We start from the raw sequence: 17,248 nt of genomic DNA, 5'->3' as shown, positions 1-17,248 counted from the left end.
AAACGGCACCATCGAGGCGCCGGAATGGCGAACAACTCGGGCCGAAGGGACCGCCGGACGGGCTGGTTGCCCGTCCAAGGGCACTTCGGTTCGAGATGGAAGCCATTCCGGCGTCCCGAAGGGATTTGACCAAAATGGCCCAGCGCTGCGTCCGCAGGTCTTGAAATATCGACATATTCCTTCGCCCTGCCTCCTTGCGCTGAGCCATTTTGCCTCAAACCTCGATGGTGCCGTTTATGAGTTTACGACCTAGCACTCGGCCGGCAACATATCGGCCCACATATCGACAGGGAGAGATCATGGCACGCTCGATCATCGTCACCGGCGGCTTCGGGGTTCTGGGACAAGCGGTGGCCGAGGCTTTCGCGGCGGCCGGCGACCGGGTCGCGCGCATCGACTTCTCGCCTGAAGCCCCCAATGCGCCCGGCGAGACTCCGGAGGGCATGCTCGACATCGGCGGCGTCGACCTGACCGATGCGGCCGCCACGCAGCGCGCGCTCGACCAGGTGCTCGGCACGCATGGCGGGATCGACGTGCTGGTCAACGTCGCCGGGGGCTTCAGCTGGGAAATGCTGGAAGGCGGCGCGATCGCCACCTGGGGACGGATGCAGGCGATGAACCTGCTGACCGCCGCCACCATCACCCAGCTCGCCCTGCCCGCGCTCAAGGCCTCGGCCGCCGGGCGGATCGTCAACATCGGTGCCGGCGCGGCCATCAAGGCAGGCGCCGGCATGGGCGCCTACGCCGCCTCCAAGTCGGGCGTCCACCGGCTGACCGAGGCGCTGGCGGAGGAACTGGGCGGCACCGGGGTAACCGTCAACGCCGTGCTTCCCAGCATCATCGACACGCCGACCAACCGCGCCGACATGCCGGGCGCCGACTTCTCCGCATGGGTCCAGCCCGCCGCCATCGCCCGCGTCATCGCCTTCCTCGCCTCCGCCGATGGCGGCGCGATCACCGGCGCGCTGGTTCCCGTGACACGCGGCGGATGATGCGGGGCACGTAGACGACGAACCTGCCGTCCGCATAGACGCGCCGCCAGGCCCGGCTGCGGGCGAGCGCCTCGGCCAGCGGGGCGTTGTGAGTCTCGTCCAGCACGAAGGCGGCGGGGTTCCATTTGCGCACGACGTCGACCAGCGGGACGATGCCGTTCTCGATGCCGCCGTTGTACTGCCATTCCTGCCGCGAATAGCGATAGTAGCGCCCGTCGTAGGCGACCTTCCAGTCGGGATAGCCGGTGTCGATGATGACGCCGCCGAACGGGAAATCGCCATAGACGGTGCCGCGTACGTGATGCCGCCGCAAATGCTCGACCGCCGCCAGCGGCAGTGTCTCCGCAAAGCGCGTCGGCATGGCCAGCGGCGCGGCCACGGCCACCGCGAGGATCGCGGCGAGGATTGCGGCGACTTCGCGCCGATGCGGGCCTTCCCCCGCCGGCGATGCCGCCCGCGCGATCACCGGCACCATCGCTACCGCCCAGAACAGCACGAAGCGATAGGCGGTCAGCGTCATGACCGCGAGCCCCAGCGCCACGGCAAGCTCGCCGGCATCGACGCGGCGGCTGCGCAGCCCCAGCCAGGCGGCGACCAGCGCCACCACCGCCACCGGCACGGCGTTGCTCCAGTTGCCGGGGATCCACAGCGGCAGCCACTCGCTGGCACCGATGGCGATGCTCGCCTCGGCATTGACGGCGGACGTGGCGAGGACGGAGAGGGCATCGGGCGTCGCGAAGATCGCCGCGACGCCGGCCAGCGCCAGGGCGGTCGCCGCCAGCGGCGGCGCCGCGCGCCCGCGCAGCCAGCCGATCCAGCCCGGCAGCGCGGCCAGCCCCATCGCCGCCACGCCGATGCTGACCGAAGGGTGCAGGTTCTGCCACAGGACCAGCAGCGGCGCGCCCAGCGCGATCATCGCCAGCGGCCGCAAACCCAGCCGCTGCAGCGCCAGCAGCAGCCCGAAGCACAGGCACCCGAAGCTCTGCGGGCGGATGCTCGCGGTCGGCAGCGCCGCCAGGAACGCAAGGCCCAGCGCCAGCATTACCGCGCGCGGCGGCGCCCCGCGCAGGCGGCAGGCGGCGGCGACGGCCCAGAAGCCGCCGAGCCAGGCCAGCGCGTCGAACACCCGCAGCAAGTCCCAGCCGCCGATCCGCCGCACCAGCGCCATGACCGCCTGCCCCGCCCAGGCGACGGCGGGCAGCGGTTCGCCAAGGTGCAGCGCCGAGAACGGCTCGCCCGCCAGCGGACCATGATGGTCGAGGATCAGTTCGCCCAGCTTGAGCTGCCAGAAGATGTCGACGTCCCAGACCCGGCGCAGCAACAGCGCCAGCAGCATGGCGGCCGGAACCAGCGGCAGCAGCGACGCGACTGCCCGGCCCCGGTCCTGTCTGCCTTGATTGCGCTCGATCATCTCGCCTGCCCGCCCCGTATCAAGCGCCTCTTGCCTCAGGCGCGGCGGCGTTCAAGCGTAATCTTCGCGCGGGCGTGATCTTCGGGTTTCAGCGCCCTGCCCGCCACGCGGCATAGTCGGCGATCAGCGCGGGATAGTCTTCCAGCGCCGGAAAGCGCGCGTAGCGACGCTCCACCTGCGTCTCCACCCACGCCAGCTTTTCGGCCGCCTGCATCTCGACGTAAGGCGCGAAGGCGTGCGGATCGTCGATCAGCGTCGCGCGCACGTTGACGAAGCCGAGCCCCGGCTCGACCCGGGTGAAGACCCAGGACTTGCACCAGATGCAGTGGTGGTGATGCGCCTCGTCGCCATGGATGCCGCCGATCTCGGTCTCGCCGGTGACGACCTCGAAGCCGTGCTCGGGCACCGAGATCGTCGTGGAGAAGGCGCTGGCGGTCATCCGCTGGCAGCCATGGCAATGGCACAGGCTTTCCATCAGCGGAGGCGCGGTCAGGCGAAAGCGCAGGCGCGAGCAACGGCAACCGCCCTCGAGTACCTGCGCGTGACCCATGACGCCTCTCCGCGTATTCAGTAGCCCATCAGGCTGAGCACTTCCTTGCGGGAACGTTCGTCCTCCAGGAAAGTGCCCATCATGCGGCTGGTGATCATGCCGACGCCGGGGGTGCGCACGCCGCGCGCGGTCATGCAGGCGTGGTTCGCCTCGATCACGACGGCGACGCCCTGCGGCTTCAGGTGCTCCCAGATGCACTGGGCGACTTCGGCGGTCAGGCGCTCCTGAATCTGCAGGCGGCGCGCGAAGCCGTGCAGCACACGCGCCAGCTTGGAGATGCCGACGACGTGGTTGCGCGGCAGGTAGGCGATCGCGGCCTTGCCGATGATCGGCGCCATGTGGTGCTCGCAGTGCGACTGGAAGGGAATGTCCTTCAGCAGCACCACCTCGTCGTAGCCGCCCACTTCCTCGAAGATGCGGCTGAGGTGGACCGCCGGATCCTCCTGGTAGCCCTGGCAGTATTCCAGCCAGGCGCGCGCCACGCGCTTGGGCGTATCGACCAGTCCTTCGCGCGTGGGATCGTCGCCGGCCCACTCGATCAGGGTGCGGATGGCGTCCTGGACGTGTTCGGGCACATCGGGCTTGCGCAACGGGTCGTAGCGCGGATTGTCCTCGTCCGGACCGACCAGACTGCTCATCCCGACTTGCTCCTTCTCAGCTTCCTCATCAGGCGCATACGCATCAGGTGTCCCTTCCTTCGGAACAAGCCGCGTCGCGCGATGGGTTCGAACATTTCGCCGGGGCGTTCCGGATCGAGCACCCCGCTTTCGCCAAGCGCTCTTTCAGCTTCCGACAAGTTCTTCAAGGGCAAGGGTTCGAGATATTTCTTTCCGGCCTTGGGACCGTCGCGATTGAGCGCATCGACCATGGCCGCCATCGCGCCGTGCCGTTCGATCCCGGCGGCGACCTCTTCCTCGGCGATGCCGCAGTGCTCGGCCAGCAGGCGCAGGCGCAGCGCGGTGATCTTCGCGGGATCGACATGGGCATTGGCCGGCCGGGCGAGGTCGATGAAGACGTCGCATTCACTGTCCAGGCCCATCGAGCGGTTGTTCATGTTCGCCGAACCGACGCGCAGGATTTCGTCGTCGATGATCGTCAGCTTGGCATGGACGTAGATCGGCTCGCCGGCGGTGGTGATCGGGTTGTAGATGCGGAAGCGCCCGGCATGATCGGCCTCCTGCAGGGTCTCGACCAGCTGGACGCGCGCGGTGTCCATCGCCTTCTGCTCCAGCCAGCCGTCGGCGGTGCGCGGGTTGACGATGAAGAACTCGGGCGGGTTCTCCTCGGTCAGGCGCCTGCAGATGGCCTCGGCGATCGCGCGCGAGGCGAAGTACTGCGTCTCGGCATACATGAAGCGCTTCACGCGGGCGATCTGCTCGACGAACAACTGCTCGATCTCGCTGACCTGCGGGCAGCCCTCGTACTCGGCGCGGGTGCGGGCGATGCCGATCTCGACGTCCTCGAACTCCGCCTCCAGCCCTTGCGGCCAGGGGCTTTCCTCCTGCGCCCGGCACGGCGCGATCGCCTCTCCGCCCGCGCGCTTCCAGCGCTCGCGCCCCAGTTCGCCCAGAGTGGCGGCGACTTCGCCCTCCATCATCATCGTCACGTCGTGCCAGGGGCCGTAGAGCCGCCCGGTCGGCCTCCGCCGGCGCGGATCGCGGGGCAGGTGATCGGGCGTGTCCCAGCGGTCCGAGGTCATGTCGATGCCGCCGCAGGCCGCGACCTTGTCGTCGATCACCACGATCTTCTGGTGATGGCTGCAGCCGACCGGATGCGCCGAATCGAACTTGAAGTCGATGCGCGGATGCCGGGCCCAGCGCAGCACGTCGAACAGCATGGTGCCCCGGAACAGGTACTTCACCATGGCGAAGTTCCATTTCAGCAGCTTGATCTCGAGATCGGGATTGCGCCGGACCAGCCACAGCATGAACGAGCCGAGCCGCGCCGGGAACTTGCGCCGCCGCCCGCGCTGCCACCAGCGCCGTCCGGACGACAGCAGTATCCGGGAATCGAAATCCCACCCGATCATGAAGATGCGCTGGCGCGCCGCCTCCATGGTTTCGCGGATCACCTTGAAGTAGTCCGCCGCATCGATCACCACATAGGCGCGCGATGCCTTCGCATAGCGCCACACCGAGGGCGAAATGCCCCCGTCCCGCTCGTTTTCCATCGCCATTCCTGCTGGAGCTTCCACCGCGCGGTTCAAGCCGCGAAGCCTGCGGATGTTCCCTGGAAACGTGCCCTCAAGACGATGGCGCGATCGAAACTGGCGGAAATCCGCAGTTTTCCACAAGGCGAACCCGGTTCATCGCGCCCATGGCTCGACTCGCCCCTTGTTGACGCAACCGTTCACCCGGTGCCGGATTTGCCTGACTATACCTATCCGGACCCCGCCCGCCGCAATCGAGAGGCATCGCCTGCGGCAGGACCGGCGCAAGCCGGATGGGGTCGCCAACCCGGTTCGCCGGGTCGCATTTCTCGCCCCTCCAGGGGGGCTTGTTCCGGGTGACCTCCCACGCCCGGCAAACAAGGAGTACGCCATGAAGAAAACCCTCATCACTGCCGCGATCGCCGCGGCCGCCTTCGCTCCCGCCGCCGTGATGGCCCAGGCGGCACCGGCAGCCGCCCCGGCCGCATCGGCGAGCGCCCCGGCCAATCCGACCGCCGGCGCCAAGGTCTTCGACGCCGCCGGCGGCGAAGTCGGCACCGTCGAGGCCGTCCAGGGCGACATCGTCACCGTATCCACCGGCACCGCCCGCGCGGGCCTGCCCAAGAACGCCTTCGTGACGCGCGACAAGGGCCTGACCATCGGCATGACCAAGGCCGAGCTGGAATCGGCCGTGAACGGCGCCAAGGCCGAGAACACCGCCGCCAAGGATTCCGCGATCGTCGCCGACGCCCCGATCAAGAGCAGTGACGGCGTCGTGCTCGGCACCGTCAGCAAGGTCGAGGGTGACAACGTCACTCTGGCGCTCAGCGGCGGCTCGGCCGCGCAGCTCAAGAAGTCCTACCTCGGCCTCGGCGCCGACGGTTCGCTGGCGCTGGGCATGACTGCCGCCGACTTCGCCAAGGCGACCCAGTCGGCCGCCGCTGGCCAGCCGGGTGCGGATGCCGCCGCGACCGCCGGCGGCGCCGCTGCCGCTGCGGGCACTGCCCCCGAAGGCCAGTAAGCTTTCGAAATAGCACCCCGCCGCAGGGCGGGGCCGCAAACGAGCCGGGTGCGATGCGATCGTGCCCGGCTTTTTTGATGCTGCAGCCGGCTGATGGCCGCGACGGCGGCACATACGAAAAACCCCGCCGGTCAGGGCGGGGTGTTCGTTGGGAAAATGGTGCGCCCGGAACGATTCGAACGTCCGACCCTCAGATTCGTAGTCTGATGCTCTATCCAGCTGAGCTACGGGCGCATGCCAATTTTCAACCCAAGGATACCACTTCGCCTCCCCGGAGGGAGAGTGGTGCGCCCGGAACGATTCGAACGTCCGACCCTCAGATTCGTAGTCTGATGCTCTATCCAGCTGAGCTACGGGCGCCTTGGAGGGCTGCCTCTAGGAGGGGAATCGGGATCGGTCAACGCCTATATTCCCATAGGACGGATTATTTTCCACAGGCTTGCAAATGGCGGCTGAGAGCCTCGGCCAGCGGGTAGTCGAGCGGCGGCATCGACAGCGCGCCGATCGCATCGGGCGCCGTCCAGGCCACGTCGGCCGCCTCGAGCGCGCGCGGCTCGCCCTGCCAGGCGCCGCACATGTAGAGCAGGATCACGAGCGGGCGCGCCGGCCCCTTCCCGCCCTGCGCCGGCGCCGCGGTGCGGCCCGAGGCGAATCCCACCGGCGCCAGGTCGGCGGCGGCGACGGTCACGCCCAGTTCCTCCGCCAGTTCGCGCACGAGTGCGTCCTCGGGGCTTTCCCCCGGCTCGACCTTGCCTCCGGGAAATTCCCATAGGCCCCCATGCACCCCGGCGAAAGCGCGCTGCTGCATAAGCACGCTGCCGCAGCGCGCGTGGCCCTCAGGGGCGACGAGCGCGACGGCGACAACGATCAGGGGCACGAGCAAAGGCGCGATCGGGGGTGTCGGTGCGGTTTCCAGCATGGCCTCCTGCCTTAATTCCTAATTAACGCCGCCGTGGGATCAGACGGTCCTCGCGCGAACTAGCACGGTGCATATGCGGATCCATCGCCTCTTCAGGAATGCCAGGACTATCATCGGGGACCGCAAGGGCGCCTCGACGGTCGAATACGGCATGATCCTCGCCTTCATCGTGCTGGCCCTGTTCGCCACCCTGCAGGCCGTGGCGAGCCAGACGGTGACTATGTGGAATTCCGTAGCCTCGAAGTCCGCCGCCGCGACCGCGAAAAACTAGGCTCAAACAAGCTTAAGCCTTTATCAACGATTGCAGCGTAGATAGAGGATGTCCAAGGCGCAGAAGAGAGACTGAAGCGAGGCGGACCGGGTACACTAAGACTGCTTTATCAGGAGACCATCATGAAGTTTCTCGCCAAGCTGCGCCGCAACGAAAAGGGCGCGACCGCCATCGAATACGGCCTGATCGCCGCTCTCATCGCCGTTGCCGCCATCGCTGCCATGCAGGGCATGGGCTCGCAGCTCGTTTCGACCTTCTCGAAGACTTCTTCGGCGATGTCGAACGGCGTCAAGTAATTGACGAATACTTAGCCGATACTTTCAGGCTAGGATTTCGAGGGCGGCAGGGAAACTTGCCGCCCTTTCCGTTTGTCCGCCTGACGCGCAATTAAAATCATGAAATTCAGTACGTTACGATCTTGATCTTCTGCCCCGGCCTCAGCGCGGCATCCGCCTGCAGCCCGTTCAGCACCAGGAAGCGGTCCACCACCGCATCGGTATAGGCCATCCGCGCCGCCAGCGACCGCACGGTGTCGCCGCTCCTGACCGTCTCGACCCTCAGGATGCGTGGGCGCACGGTGCCCGCATCGGCCGCCGAGATCCGGCGCAGCGAGCGGAACATCGGATTGAACGCACCTGCCCCGCCGGCCTGGGCAAGCGTGACGAAGTGGTAGGCCTGGCCGTTTCCGAAGTCGTAGGCGAACACGACCACGTCAACCGCCCCGCTCGACGACTGCACCCGCGCCGTGCCGTAGGCGGCGGGGAGGCCGTTCACGGTGGTCTTCTCGATGCTGGAGGGCGTGATTCGCGCCTGATTCGATTCGGTCAGCCCGGCGAACACGCCGGTGACGTACGAATCGAGGCCGGCGCCCAGCTTGCCGCCCGAAAATTGCGCCTTGCCCGTCGATCCGCTGATCGTCACCGCCTGCGTGCCATTGACCATGGTGAAGCCGGTCGGCGCGTCGAACGCGAACCGCAGCGTCGGATGCGTGAAGCGCGTGCCCTCGACCACGCCCTGCCGGGGATCGTCGCCGTAGATCAGGCCGCCGATGCGCGAGAGGAACACGTCGCGATTCGCCGCGCCGCCGGTCGCCGTGCCCGCATACGTCAGCGCCGAGCGCACGCGCGAGGCCGGATCGGGGTGAGTCGAGGCCCACTCGGGCGTCTGGCTGGTGCTGCCGCGAAGCTGCGCCTCCAGCGCGTTCTGCCGCGCCAGGCTTTCCAGCACGCTCGACATTGCGCGCGGATCGTAGCCGGCGCGCTTGAGGTAGGTGATCCCGAGCTGGTCCGCCTGCAGTTCCTGCGAGCGCGAGAACTTGAGCGTGAGCAGCTGCGAGCCCTGCGAGAAGACCTTCTGCCCCAGCTGGCCGAGGGCATTGTCGCCCAGCACCGCCCCCGCCAGCACCGAGCCCAGCACGCCGAGGATCTGGTTGCGCTGCGCCGCCTTCTGCCGCTGCGCCGAGTGCCGCGCGGCGACGTGGCCGACCTCGTGCCCGAGCACCCCGGCCAATTCCGCCTCGTCGTTCATCAGCGCGGTGAGCTGGCGCGTCACGTAGACGTAGCCGCCGGGAATCGCGAAAGCGTTGTTCACCGGCGAATTAAGCAATGTGACGGTGAAGTCCCCCGTGGCGTTCGACAGGCCGGACTGCACCGCGATGCGCTTGCCGACCTGCTCGACATAGTCCGCCTGCGGACCGGTGACGGCGCCGCCGAACTCGGCCAGGAGTTCCGGATGGGCCTTGGCGCCCTGCTGCTTGTCCGCCGCCGTGATCGCATAGACGCGCGCGCCCTTGGCCGCCTGCGCATCCAGCCGCACCGCGCCGGCCGACAGCGCCAGCACGCCGATCGCACCGGTCGCACACGATACGCGCAGCACGCGCCTCAGATCGATGGTCATGTCCTTCCCTTTCCCCTTGGCGCGAACCGCCATCGCGCAGCATCCAAGGCCCTCAACGCGCCCCGGTTCCTTCAGTTTCCCTTCGCGTTCGCCAGCGGGTGCCGCGAATTGACCAGCGCCACCAGCCGCGCGCTGTCGACGTGGGTGTAGATCTGCGTCGTCGCGATATCCGCATGGCCGAGCAGCATCTGCAGCACCCGCAAGTCGGCGCCGCCCTCCAGCAGGTGAGTCGCGAAGGCATGGCGCAGGACGTGGGGCGAGACGCGCTCCGGATCGATCCCGGCCCGGCCCGCCAGCGCGCGCAAAAGCTGGAACAGGCGCACGCGAGTCAGGTGACCGCTGGCCCCGCTCGACGGGAACAGCAGCCGCGAGGTGCCTTTGCGCACCGCCATCCAGCGCGACAGCACCGCCCGCGCCCGCGTGCTGACCGGCACCATCCGCTGCTGCCCGCCCTTGCCGGTGACGTGCAGGAACGGCGCATCGCGCGGCACCGCCGTGACCGGCAGCGAAACCAGCTCGGTCGCCCGCAGGCCCGATCCGTAGAGCAGTTCGAGCAGCGCCAGCAGCCGCACCGCATCGTGCCGCTCGCCCGCCGCTTCCTCGTCCGCCCGGGCCAGGAACCGCTCGACTTCCTCGTGGCTGAGCAGGCGCGGCAAGGGGCGGCGCAGGCGCGGGCGCGGCAGGGCGGCGGAGGGATCGTCGGCGCGCAGCCCCTCGTCGATCAGGAAGCCGTAGAATTGCCGCAGCGCCGAGCACCGCCGCGCCAGGCTGGAACCGGCCAGGCCGCTCCACGCGGCGCCCAGGCCTTCGAGCGCCTCGGGAGAGGCCTGCGCGACATCGCCCAGCACTTCGCGCGCGGCTTCCAGGTCGCGGCGATAGGCCGCCAGCGTATTGGCCGCCGCGCCGCGTTCGGCCGCGAGCATCGCCAGGAAGCGCTCTGCGGGATCTTCGGCAGCGGTCATCGACGCGCCCACCCGCCCGTCAGACCCGCGCGACCGCCTCGGCCGCGATCATCCGTGCTTCCGCGTCGAGCCCGACGGCGCGCAGCGCGGCGACGATGTGGAACAAGTGGCGCGGCGTCATCCGTTGCCAGCTCTCGCCCTGCATGCCGAACGCCGCGAGCAGCGCCACGCTGGCCTGGTCGCCCCGCTTCGCGGCGCTGTCGATCGCGGCGGTCCAGCGGGTCGCGCCGCCCATGGCCATGCCGTTGTCACGGGCGATCCGTTCGGCGGCGCCGCGATCGAGCCGCTGCAGCCCGGCCAGACCGGCGGCGAGGAAGGCCGAGCGCTGCTTGCGCGCGCTGTCGTCCTCGCCTTCGTAGGTTTCGAGCGCGGAACCGCTGACCGCCGCGCCCTGCCCGGGCGCCGCCAGCACCAGCAGGCCCCAGGCCCGCGAACCGGCTTCCACCACGCTTGCCCAGCGCAGCGCGTTGGCATCGTATCCCGCCGCCAGCATCGAGGCGATCAGCGAGGGCGCGCTGTCCGCAAGGTCGGCACTGGGCGCCATGCGCGCCGCCGCCGCCGCCGTCAGCACCTGCCGGGCATAGACGCCTGCCCCGGTCACGTTCCACAACGCCTGCATCGCCGCCAGCCGCGTCGCCGGATCGGGCTGGGTATAGGCATCGCGCAGCGATTCGGCGCGGTCCTGCCATTCGCCGGAGATGTCCGGATCGGCATAGAGCTGCGAATAGAGATCGACCATCGCCGCGTTCGAAAGCACGCCCGCCGCCGCCGCGCGATCGGCCGCAGCCGCGCGCCGCGTCAGGCTCACCATCGGGGCGAGCGCGGCGGCATAGTCGTAGGACGGGCCCGCCGCATTCACCAGCGCAGCCGGCGGCTCCAGCCCGGTGCCGATCGCCAGGCCATAGCGCCACGGCGTCATCGTCGTGACCTTGTTCCACTCGATCGTCACCGCGCGCCGCGCCTTGCCGGCGGCCCCGGCATATTTCTGCGCGAGCAGCAGGTCAGTCTGGTCCATCGTCCCGCGCACCCGGTCACGCTCCAGCCGCGAGATCGCCGCCGTGCTGTTGCCGCGAAACGCCTCGCAGATGGTGCGCGCGGCGTTCCATTGCGGATCGTCGCGCAGCGAGCCCTGCGTCGCCATGACCGGGCACAGCCCGGTGAAGTCGGCATTGCGGGCATAGACGTCGAACGCCACCTGCCCGAAGGCGGGGGTATAGTCGGCGATGTCGAGATCCTGCAGCACCGCGCGGGCCGCGTCATACTCGCCCATGCGCAGCAGCAGGCCGACGCGCAGCCCCATGAAGTCGCCCGCGCTCATGCCCTGCGGCGGCGCGAGACGCGAGGCCAGCGCCCGGCGCAGCAGGATGTGCCCCCAGCGCGAAACGAGCTGGCCACGGTTGCCCGCCAGCGCCACCCGGACCAGCGCGCCGTTCTGCGGGCGCAGCGAATCCAGCGGCAGTCCGCCCTCCTCGGGATCGAGCAGCCCCGCCTCGTCGGCGGAACGGCGCGCGCTCGGCGGCATGTCGATCACCACCTTGGCGCCGAGCAGCGCCTCGAAATCCTCGGGCGACATCTTCTCAAGCTCTTCGAGGCTCGGGATGCGGCGCAAGGTGCCGTCGTCCTGCTGCACGGCGGCCAATGTCGGCGCGGCAGCGGGCAGCGCCTGGATCACCGGCGTCGAGGTCGCCGCCGGGCGCGGCGCGGTGCTTGCCGCCGTGCCCGTCACGGCAGGCGCGGCGGAAGGACGCGGCGCCGGTGCCCTCGTCGCCGCCGGGCGCGGCGCGGCGGAGCGCGCCGGGGCCGGATCGTCGAACATCTTGGGCAGCAGCGATTCGGGCGAATCCTGCGCGGCCTGCAGCCCGACCGCCCAGACCGAGACCAGCGCCAGCGCGCCGCCGGCAAGAAGGTGGAGCGCCCTCACTTGGCCACCCCCCTCATTTCGCCGCCCCATCCGGCAGAGCGGGCAGCGGCACCGCGATCGTCTGGTCCTCGACCGTCTGCACGCCCGCATCGTTCCAGGCGGCGACGCCCAGCGCGATCAGCGCCAGCGGCAGCAGGATGGCGGCGACCTTCGGTGCAAGGCTGGCGCGCCCGCGCTTTACTTCGCGCTTTACGATGTTCACTCGGCTTCCTTCACCATGCTTGCGCTGCGACCTAGCGCAACTATAGGCGATGGGGCAATGGACGTTCAACAGACACGGTTTTCCCCGCAGGAAATCGCGGCGCTCGGCCGCCGGATCGATCGCCCCATCGTGCTGGTCGGCATGATGGGAGTCGGCAAGTCCAGCGTCGGCAAGCGGCTTGCGAACCTTCTCGACTGCCCCTTCGTCGATGCCGACGACGAGATCGAGCGCTCGGCGCAGATGGCGATCCCGGAGATCTTCGACACCTACGGCGAGGACTATTTCCGCGACGGCGAACGCCGCGTCATCTCCCGCCTGCTGACGGACAGCGTCGCGGCCGGGCGGCGCATCGTCATCGCCACCGGCGGCGGCGCCTTCGTCAACGTGGAAACCCGCGCGCTGATCCTCGACAAGGCGATCACCATCTGGCTCGACAGCGAGGTCGATACCCTGGTCGAGCGTACCGCGCGCAAGGAGAACCGCCCGCTGCTGCGCGGCGGCAACCCGCGCGAGATCCTCGGCCGCCTGCGCGAGGAGCGGGCGCAGCACTACGCCCAGGCGCCGATCCACGTCCTCAGCGGATCGGGCCCGCACGTCCAGACCATCAACAAGGTACTCCAGGGAATTTCGCAATGGCTGTGATCCCCGTCGACATCGCCGGTCGGCCTTACGAAGTCCGCATCGGCGCCGGGCTGCTCGCCGAACTCGCGCCCAACTGCCGGGGCCGCCTGCGCAAGCGCGCGGTGCCGATCGTCACCGACGCCAATGTCCACGCGGCCTGGGGCGACGTGGTGGAAAAGTCCCTGCGCGACAACGGCCACGAACCGCACTGGCGCATCCTTCCGGCAGGCGAAGCGACAAAGTCGTGGGAGGAACTGGCCGCCACGGTGAACTGGCTGCTCGGCCTCGAAGTGGAGCGCGGCGATCACATCATCGCGCTGGGCGGCGGCGTGATCGGCGACCTCACCGGCTTCTGCGCCTCGGTGCTGAAGCGCGGGTGCCATTTCATCCAGGTGCCCACCACGCTGCTGGCGCAGGTCGATTCGAGCGTCGGCGGCAAGACCGCGATCAACACCCCCGCCGGCAAGAACCTCGTCGGCGCGTTCCACCAGCCCTCGCTGGTGCTGGCCGACCTCTCGGCGCTGGAAACGCTGCCCGAGCGCGACTTGCGCGCGGGCTATGCCGAAGTCGTGAAGTACGGGCTGATCGACGACGCCGACTTCTTCGCCTGGTGCGACGGCAATGCCGCCGCGATGCTCGCGGGCGACAGCGCGCTTCGCGAATATGCCGTGGCCCATTCGGTCGCGGCCAAGGCGCGCATCGTGGCGGAGGACGAGTTCGAAACCACCGGCCGCCGCGCCCTGCTCAACCTCGGCCACACTTTCGGCCACGCGCTGGAGGCCGAGACCGGCTTCGGCGACCGCCTGCTCCACGGCGAGGGCGTCGCGCTCGGCATGGTGCTGGCGGCGCGTTACTCGGCAAGGCGCGGGTTGATGCCGCAGGCGAGCGCCGAGCATGTCGCGCAGCATATCGGCGAGATCGGCCTGCCCGCCAGCCTCAGGGCGCTCGGGCTGGACTGCGACGGTGCCGCTCTCGTGCAGCACATGCTCCACGACAAGAAGATGGATGCGGGCACCCTGCCCTTCCTGCTGATGAAGGGCATCGGCCAGACCTACCTCGACAAGCAGGTCTCGCTGGAAGACGTGGCGGTGTTCCTCGACGAGGAACTGGCGCGCTGACGCTCTCCTGAGCACCGTCGATTCAACGTCGTCATTGCGAGCGTAGCGAAGCAATCCAGAGCCGGGTAAACCGCTCTGGATTGCTTCGCTGCGCTCGCAATGACGATGGCTGTGGTAAGTCACTGCCATTCCATCGCTACCCACACCTTTTGGCGTCTTGTGGCATCTTTAAGTGCCTTTAGGTGCCGTTGAGTGCACCCTGCAAAACGCCGTGCTTATGCGCCGCTTCGTGGCCGTGCAGCGACGAAACCCGGATCGCCACGGGCTCGCGAACGTTATATATTTGCACGCTCTTTCAACGGAGTAGGCGTTTGTCACGCTGGCCGGGGGGCCAAGACGCCCCGTGCGAATCCCCCGGGGCGTTGCGGAAGGCGGCAGGTCGATCGGCCTGCCGCCTTTTCATTAGCCACGCATTCAGGTTTGACCCTGTTACATCGACATGACATTGCTCGCGCAGGAACGGCGATTACGCCGATGCACAAGATAATTACGGGACAGACATGACCGCACCCGAAGCGACGCCCAACCTCGACTTCCCTGAAGAAGCGGCGCGAGACGACCGCGCTTTCCTGGGCCATCCCAAGGGGTTAGGCCTGCTCGGCCTGGTCGAGGGCTGCGAGCGCTTCTCCTACTATTCGATGCAGACGCTGCTGACGCTCTACATGGTCAAGTACCTGCTGGTGCCGGGGCGGCAGGAGGGCGTGATCGGGCTGGACTGGGTCACAACGCACGTGTTCCCGGGCCTGTCCGGACAGCCGCTGGCTTCCGAAATATTCGGCCTTTACACGGCCTTAGTCTATCTGACCCCGATCCTCGGCGGCATCCTGGCCGACCTCCTGCTCGGCCGCCGCGCCGCGCTGATCGCGGGCGGCGTGGTCATGTCGCTCGGCCATTTCCTGATGGCGTTCGAAAGCGCCTTCCTGCTGGCGCTGATATCGCTGGTGGTGGGCGTCGGGCTGTTCAAGGGCAACATCGCCAGCCAGGTCGGCGAACTCTACAAGCAGGGCGATATCCGCCGCGCGATGGCGTTCCAGATTTTCTACATATTTATCAATGTCTCGGTAATCGTCGCGCCACTGATCTCGGGCACGCTGGGCGAGAAGGTCGGCTGGCATTGGGGCTTCGGCTGCGCCGGCGTGGTGATGGTGCTCGGCCTGCTTTTGTACATCTACGCAAAGCCCTGGCTTCCCGCCGACAGCAAGGCCGCCAAGTCCGCCGAGCCCCGCGCCACGTTCGAGAAGGGAGACGGCCCACGTCTTCTGGCCGTGCTGGTACTGGTGCCGATCATGGGCGTGTCGCTCCTGACCAACCAGCAGATTTTCAACGCTTATCTCGTCTGGGCGGACCAGCAGTTCCAGCTCAGCTTCATGGGCGAGACGCTACCGACGAGCTGGATGATTACCATTGACGCCGCCCTCAGCTTCTCGATGCTGGTGGCGGTCGCCGCGTTCTGGGCCTTCGTCGGCAAGCGCACCGGCAAGGAGCCGGACGAACTGGGCAAGATGATCCTGGGCTGCGCCTTCATCGTCGGCGGCGCGGCGTGCCTCTATATGGCTGCGGCGACGCAAGGTACCGGAAAGATTGGTCTATTCTGGCCGGTCATGTTCCACCTCGTGAACTCGATCGGCTTCGCGCACCTACTGCCGGTCAGCCTCGCGCTGTTCACCCGCCTTGCCCCGCGCGCGCTGAACGCCTCGATCGTGGGGATCTACTACCTTGCGTTCTTCGGCGCGAACCTCGCAGTGGGCAAGATCGGCACGCTGTTCTCGACAATGCCGACGACGACGTTCTGGCTGCTGCACATGGCTTCGGCCGCCGTCGCACTAATCGGGTTCGGGCTATTCAAGCTGTTGTTTGCAAAGCGATTGATGGGCACCGCCTGATGCCCGTCATCGGCTGCCTGCTGCTGATCGTCCTGCCGCTGCTGGGCCTCACGACAGGCGGCTTTCTCTGGGGAGCCGAAGGTGCGAAATGGGGCGCCGGGATCGGCTTTATCCTCGCCCTCGCGGTGTTCGTCGGCGGCAGTTACGCTTTCATCAAAGGCATGCGCGGCCGCTGAGGGCTCAACCGAACACGGCGACCGACTGCATGCCCGCAACGGCCGGAACACCATCCGCGTTCCACTGCATGATGTGCTCGCTCGCCCCGCCATGCGTCGCATGCAAACTGGTCGAGCGGATCATCCACCAGCCATCCGCCGAGGGCTTCGCGTCCAGCATGTTGACGTGCCACTGCATCGACGAAATCGGCACCTTGAAGCCCAGCAGCGGCCAGACCGCCACCGGCAGCACATCCCCGCACAGCAGGCACTCGACCTCGGGATCGAGCCCCCCGCGCTCGCGCGGCCGCACCCACCAAGCGAGGTCCGCCTCGCCCAGCGCGGTCTTGGGCATGGCGAAGCGCGCCTCGAAGTGATTGCGCAGGAAAGCCGGGGCATGATCCATCGGCACCGGCTTCGCCTCGTCGAGCGAAATGACGCCGTCCGGTAGCGGATAGTGATCGATCGACAGCACGCTCTCGATCTGGCGCATGAAGACGAAGCCGGCGGTGAATCCCACTCCCGCCTCACCGGTCAGTTCGGCGGAAACCCAGGTCGCATTGCGCCCCTGCCGCAGCACTTTCGCGCGAGCCTCGATGCGCCCGGCCAAGGGGCCGACCATCGAAAGCTGACCCGAGCGCAGCGGCGGCAGATCGTCGGAAACGCCTTTTGCCACCGCCAATGCGATGGCCGAAGTCAGTCCTCCGTAAGCGGTGCGCCCCTGCAGCCAGTCCTCGGTGATTTCCAGCGCGAAACCGCTTTCCAGCGGCTCCGCAGCGGCGAGCATATCTCCCAGCCCCGCCATCAGAACAGCCGCGATCCATCGGGTACGCGCTTGTCGGGCGAGAACAGCGTCACCCGCCCTTCCTGGTCCGCGAAGCCGAGCGTCAGCACTTCGGACAGCGCCTTGCCGATCTGGCGCACGGGAAAGTTCACGACCGCCGCCACCTGCCGCCCGGTCAGCTCCTCGGGAGAATAGAGCGCGGCCACTTGGCCGACGCTCTTCTTCTCGCCGATGCCGGGACCGAAATCGATCCGCAGCTTGTAACTGGGTTTCCGTGCGCCCTCATAGACTTCCGCGCCGACGATGGTGCCGATGCGGATGTCCACCTTGAGGAAATCGTCGAAGCCTATGGTTTCGCCCGGAGGCGCGGCAGGGTCGTGATCGAGATGCATG

General features: G+C 68.0%; 19 protein-coding genes and 2 tRNA genes. 8 read left to right on the top strand and 13 right to left on the bottom strand.

Translation table 11 applies throughout. The features are described 5' to 3' along the window. The first annotated feature begins 299 nt into the window (after positions 1-299). Positions 300-992: an SDR family NAD(P)-dependent oxidoreductase gene (locus tag V2S85_RS00590; protein WP_330700945.1), complete on the top strand. Its 693-nt coding sequence runs from the start codon at positions 300-302 to the stop codon at positions 990-992. Here V2S85_RS00590 and V2S85_RS00585 read toward each other — a convergent pair. The 4 genes from V2S85_RS00585 to V2S85_RS00570 all read right to left on the bottom strand — a co-directional run bounded on the left by V2S85_RS00585 (position 955) and on the right by V2S85_RS00570 (position 5,123). After that, positions 955-2,403, bottom strand: a complete 1,449-nt coding sequence (locus V2S85_RS00585) for a hypothetical protein (RefSeq protein WP_330700944.1) — start codon at positions 2,401-2,403, stop codon at positions 955-957. The two genes, V2S85_RS00590 and V2S85_RS00585, sit on opposite strands and share 38 nt — an antisense overlap. 88 nt (positions 2,404-2,491) lie before the next feature. After that, positions 2,492-2,953, bottom strand: a complete 462-nt coding sequence (locus tag V2S85_RS00580; protein ID WP_330700943.1) for a GFA family protein — start codon at positions 2,951-2,953, stop codon at positions 2,492-2,494. A gap of 17 nt (positions 2,954-2,970) precedes the next feature. After that, the gene (gene folE / locus V2S85_RS00575) at positions 2,971-3,591 is read right to left on the bottom strand and encodes a GTP cyclohydrolase I FolE (protein ID WP_330700942.1); all 621 of its coding nucleotides are present in this window, start codon (positions 3,589-3,591) and stop codon (positions 2,971-2,973) included. Next, positions 3,588-5,123 (bottom strand): phospholipase D-like domain-containing protein, encoded by a 1,536-nt coding sequence (locus V2S85_RS00570; protein ID WP_330700941.1) that lies wholly within the window; start codon positions 5,121-5,123, stop codon positions 3,588-3,590. The genes folE and V2S85_RS00570 overlap by 4 nt, the downstream gene beginning before the upstream one ends. Before the next feature lie 370 nt (positions 5,124-5,493). Here V2S85_RS00570 and V2S85_RS00565 point away from each other — a divergent pair, with 370 nt between their 5' ends. Further along, complete coding sequence (locus V2S85_RS00565) at positions 5,494-6,123, top strand: hypothetical protein (protein ID WP_330700940.1); 630 nt, start codon at positions 5,494-5,496, stop codon at positions 6,121-6,123. A gap of 157 nt (positions 6,124-6,280) precedes the next feature. Here V2S85_RS00565 and V2S85_RS00560 read toward each other — a convergent pair. The 3 genes from V2S85_RS00560 to V2S85_RS00550 all read right to left on the bottom strand — a co-directional run bounded on the left by V2S85_RS00560 (position 6,281) and on the right by V2S85_RS00550 (position 6,994). Then, positions 6,281-6,357 (bottom strand) — tRNA-Arg (locus V2S85_RS00560). Positions 6,358-6,406: 49 nt separating this feature from the next. Then, positions 6,407-6,483: transfer RNA gene (locus V2S85_RS00555), tRNA-Arg, on the bottom strand. 64 nt (positions 6,484-6,547) lie between these two features. Then, positions 6,548-6,994 (bottom strand): (deoxy)nucleoside triphosphate pyrophosphohydrolase, encoded by a 447-nt coding sequence (locus tag V2S85_RS00550; RefSeq protein ID WP_330701374.1) that lies wholly within the window; start codon positions 6,992-6,994, stop codon positions 6,548-6,550. 121 nt (positions 6,995-7,115) lie between these two features. Between V2S85_RS00550 and V2S85_RS00545 the strand changes: the two genes are divergently transcribed. Next, on the top strand, positions 7,116-7,313 hold the full coding sequence (locus tag V2S85_RS00545; RefSeq protein WP_330700939.1) for a Flp family type IVb pilin: 198 nt from the start codon (positions 7,116-7,118) through the stop codon (positions 7,311-7,313). Between the two features lie 122 nt (positions 7,314-7,435). Further along, positions 7,436-7,609 carry a Flp family type IVb pilin gene (locus V2S85_RS00540; RefSeq protein WP_330700938.1) on the top strand — a complete coding sequence of 58 codons (174 nt, stop codon included), beginning with the start codon at positions 7,436-7,438 and terminating at the stop codon, positions 7,607-7,609. A gap of 106 nt (positions 7,610-7,715) precedes the next feature. On the opposite strand, the gene V2S85_RS00535 is transcribed toward V2S85_RS00540, so the two are convergent. The 4 genes from V2S85_RS00535 to V2S85_RS00520 form a co-directional block, all read right to left on the bottom strand. Next, positions 7,716-9,209 (bottom strand): M48 family metalloprotease, encoded by a 1,494-nt coding sequence (locus V2S85_RS00535; RefSeq protein ID WP_330700937.1) that lies wholly within the window; start codon positions 9,207-9,209, stop codon positions 7,716-7,718. A gap of 71 nt (positions 9,210-9,280) precedes the next feature. After that, complete coding sequence (locus tag V2S85_RS00530; RefSeq protein WP_330700936.1) at positions 9,281-10,171, bottom strand: tyrosine recombinase; 891 nt, start codon at positions 10,169-10,171, stop codon at positions 9,281-9,283. Positions 10,172-10,190: 19 nt separating this feature from the next. Further along, entirely contained in the window at positions 10,191-12,092 is a 1,902-nt protein-coding gene (locus tag V2S85_RS00525; RefSeq protein WP_330700935.1) for a hypothetical protein, read from the bottom strand. 13 nt (positions 12,093-12,105) lie between these two features. Then, entirely contained in the window at positions 12,106-12,294 is a 189-nt protein-coding gene (locus V2S85_RS00520) for a hypothetical protein (RefSeq protein ID WP_330700934.1), read from the bottom strand. A gap of 57 nt (positions 12,295-12,351) precedes the next feature. On the opposite strand from V2S85_RS00520, the gene V2S85_RS00515 reads away from it, so the two are divergent. The 4 genes from V2S85_RS00515 to V2S85_RS00500 all read left to right on the top strand — a co-directional run bounded on the left by V2S85_RS00515 (position 12,352) and on the right by V2S85_RS00500 (position 16,092). Next, positions 12,352-12,936, top strand: coding sequence for a shikimate kinase (locus tag V2S85_RS00515; protein ID WP_330700933.1), 585 nt, complete (start codon positions 12,352-12,354; stop codon positions 12,934-12,936). Then, positions 12,927-14,033, top strand: coding sequence for a 3-dehydroquinate synthase (gene aroB / locus V2S85_RS00510; RefSeq protein WP_330700932.1), 1,107 nt, complete (start codon positions 12,927-12,929; stop codon positions 14,031-14,033). The genes V2S85_RS00515 and aroB overlap by 10 nt, the downstream gene beginning before the upstream one ends. Positions 14,034-14,533: 500 nt before the next feature. Beyond that, complete coding sequence (locus V2S85_RS00505) at positions 14,534-15,916, top strand: peptide MFS transporter (protein WP_330700931.1); 1,383 nt, start codon at positions 14,534-14,536, stop codon at positions 15,914-15,916. Then, positions 15,916-16,092, top strand: a complete 177-nt coding sequence (locus V2S85_RS00500; protein ID WP_330700930.1) for a hypothetical protein — start codon at positions 15,916-15,918, stop codon at positions 16,090-16,092. The genes V2S85_RS00505 and V2S85_RS00500 overlap by 1 nt, the downstream gene beginning before the upstream one ends. Positions 16,093-16,096: 4 nt before the next feature. Here V2S85_RS00500 and V2S85_RS00495 read toward each other — a convergent pair whose 3' ends face one another. Next, entirely contained in the window at positions 16,097-16,876 is a 780-nt protein-coding gene (locus tag V2S85_RS00495) for a thioesterase family protein (RefSeq protein WP_330700929.1), read from the bottom strand. Further along, complete coding sequence (locus V2S85_RS00490; RefSeq protein ID WP_330700928.1) at positions 16,876-17,247, bottom strand: tRNA-binding protein; 372 nt, start codon at positions 17,245-17,247, stop codon at positions 16,876-16,878. Before V2S85_RS00490 ends, V2S85_RS00495 begins: the two co-directional genes overlap by 1 nt. Position 17,248: the final 1 nt, after the last annotated feature.

The organism is Novosphingobium resinovorum, from assembly GCF_036352595.1.
In the GTDB taxonomy this organism is placed as follows: domain Bacteria; phylum Pseudomonadota; class Alphaproteobacteria; order Sphingomonadales; family Sphingomonadaceae; genus Novosphingobium; species Novosphingobium resinovorum_B.
Note: the sequence above shows the minus strand (reverse complement) of the source record. Positions and strands in the feature narration are given on the sequence as shown.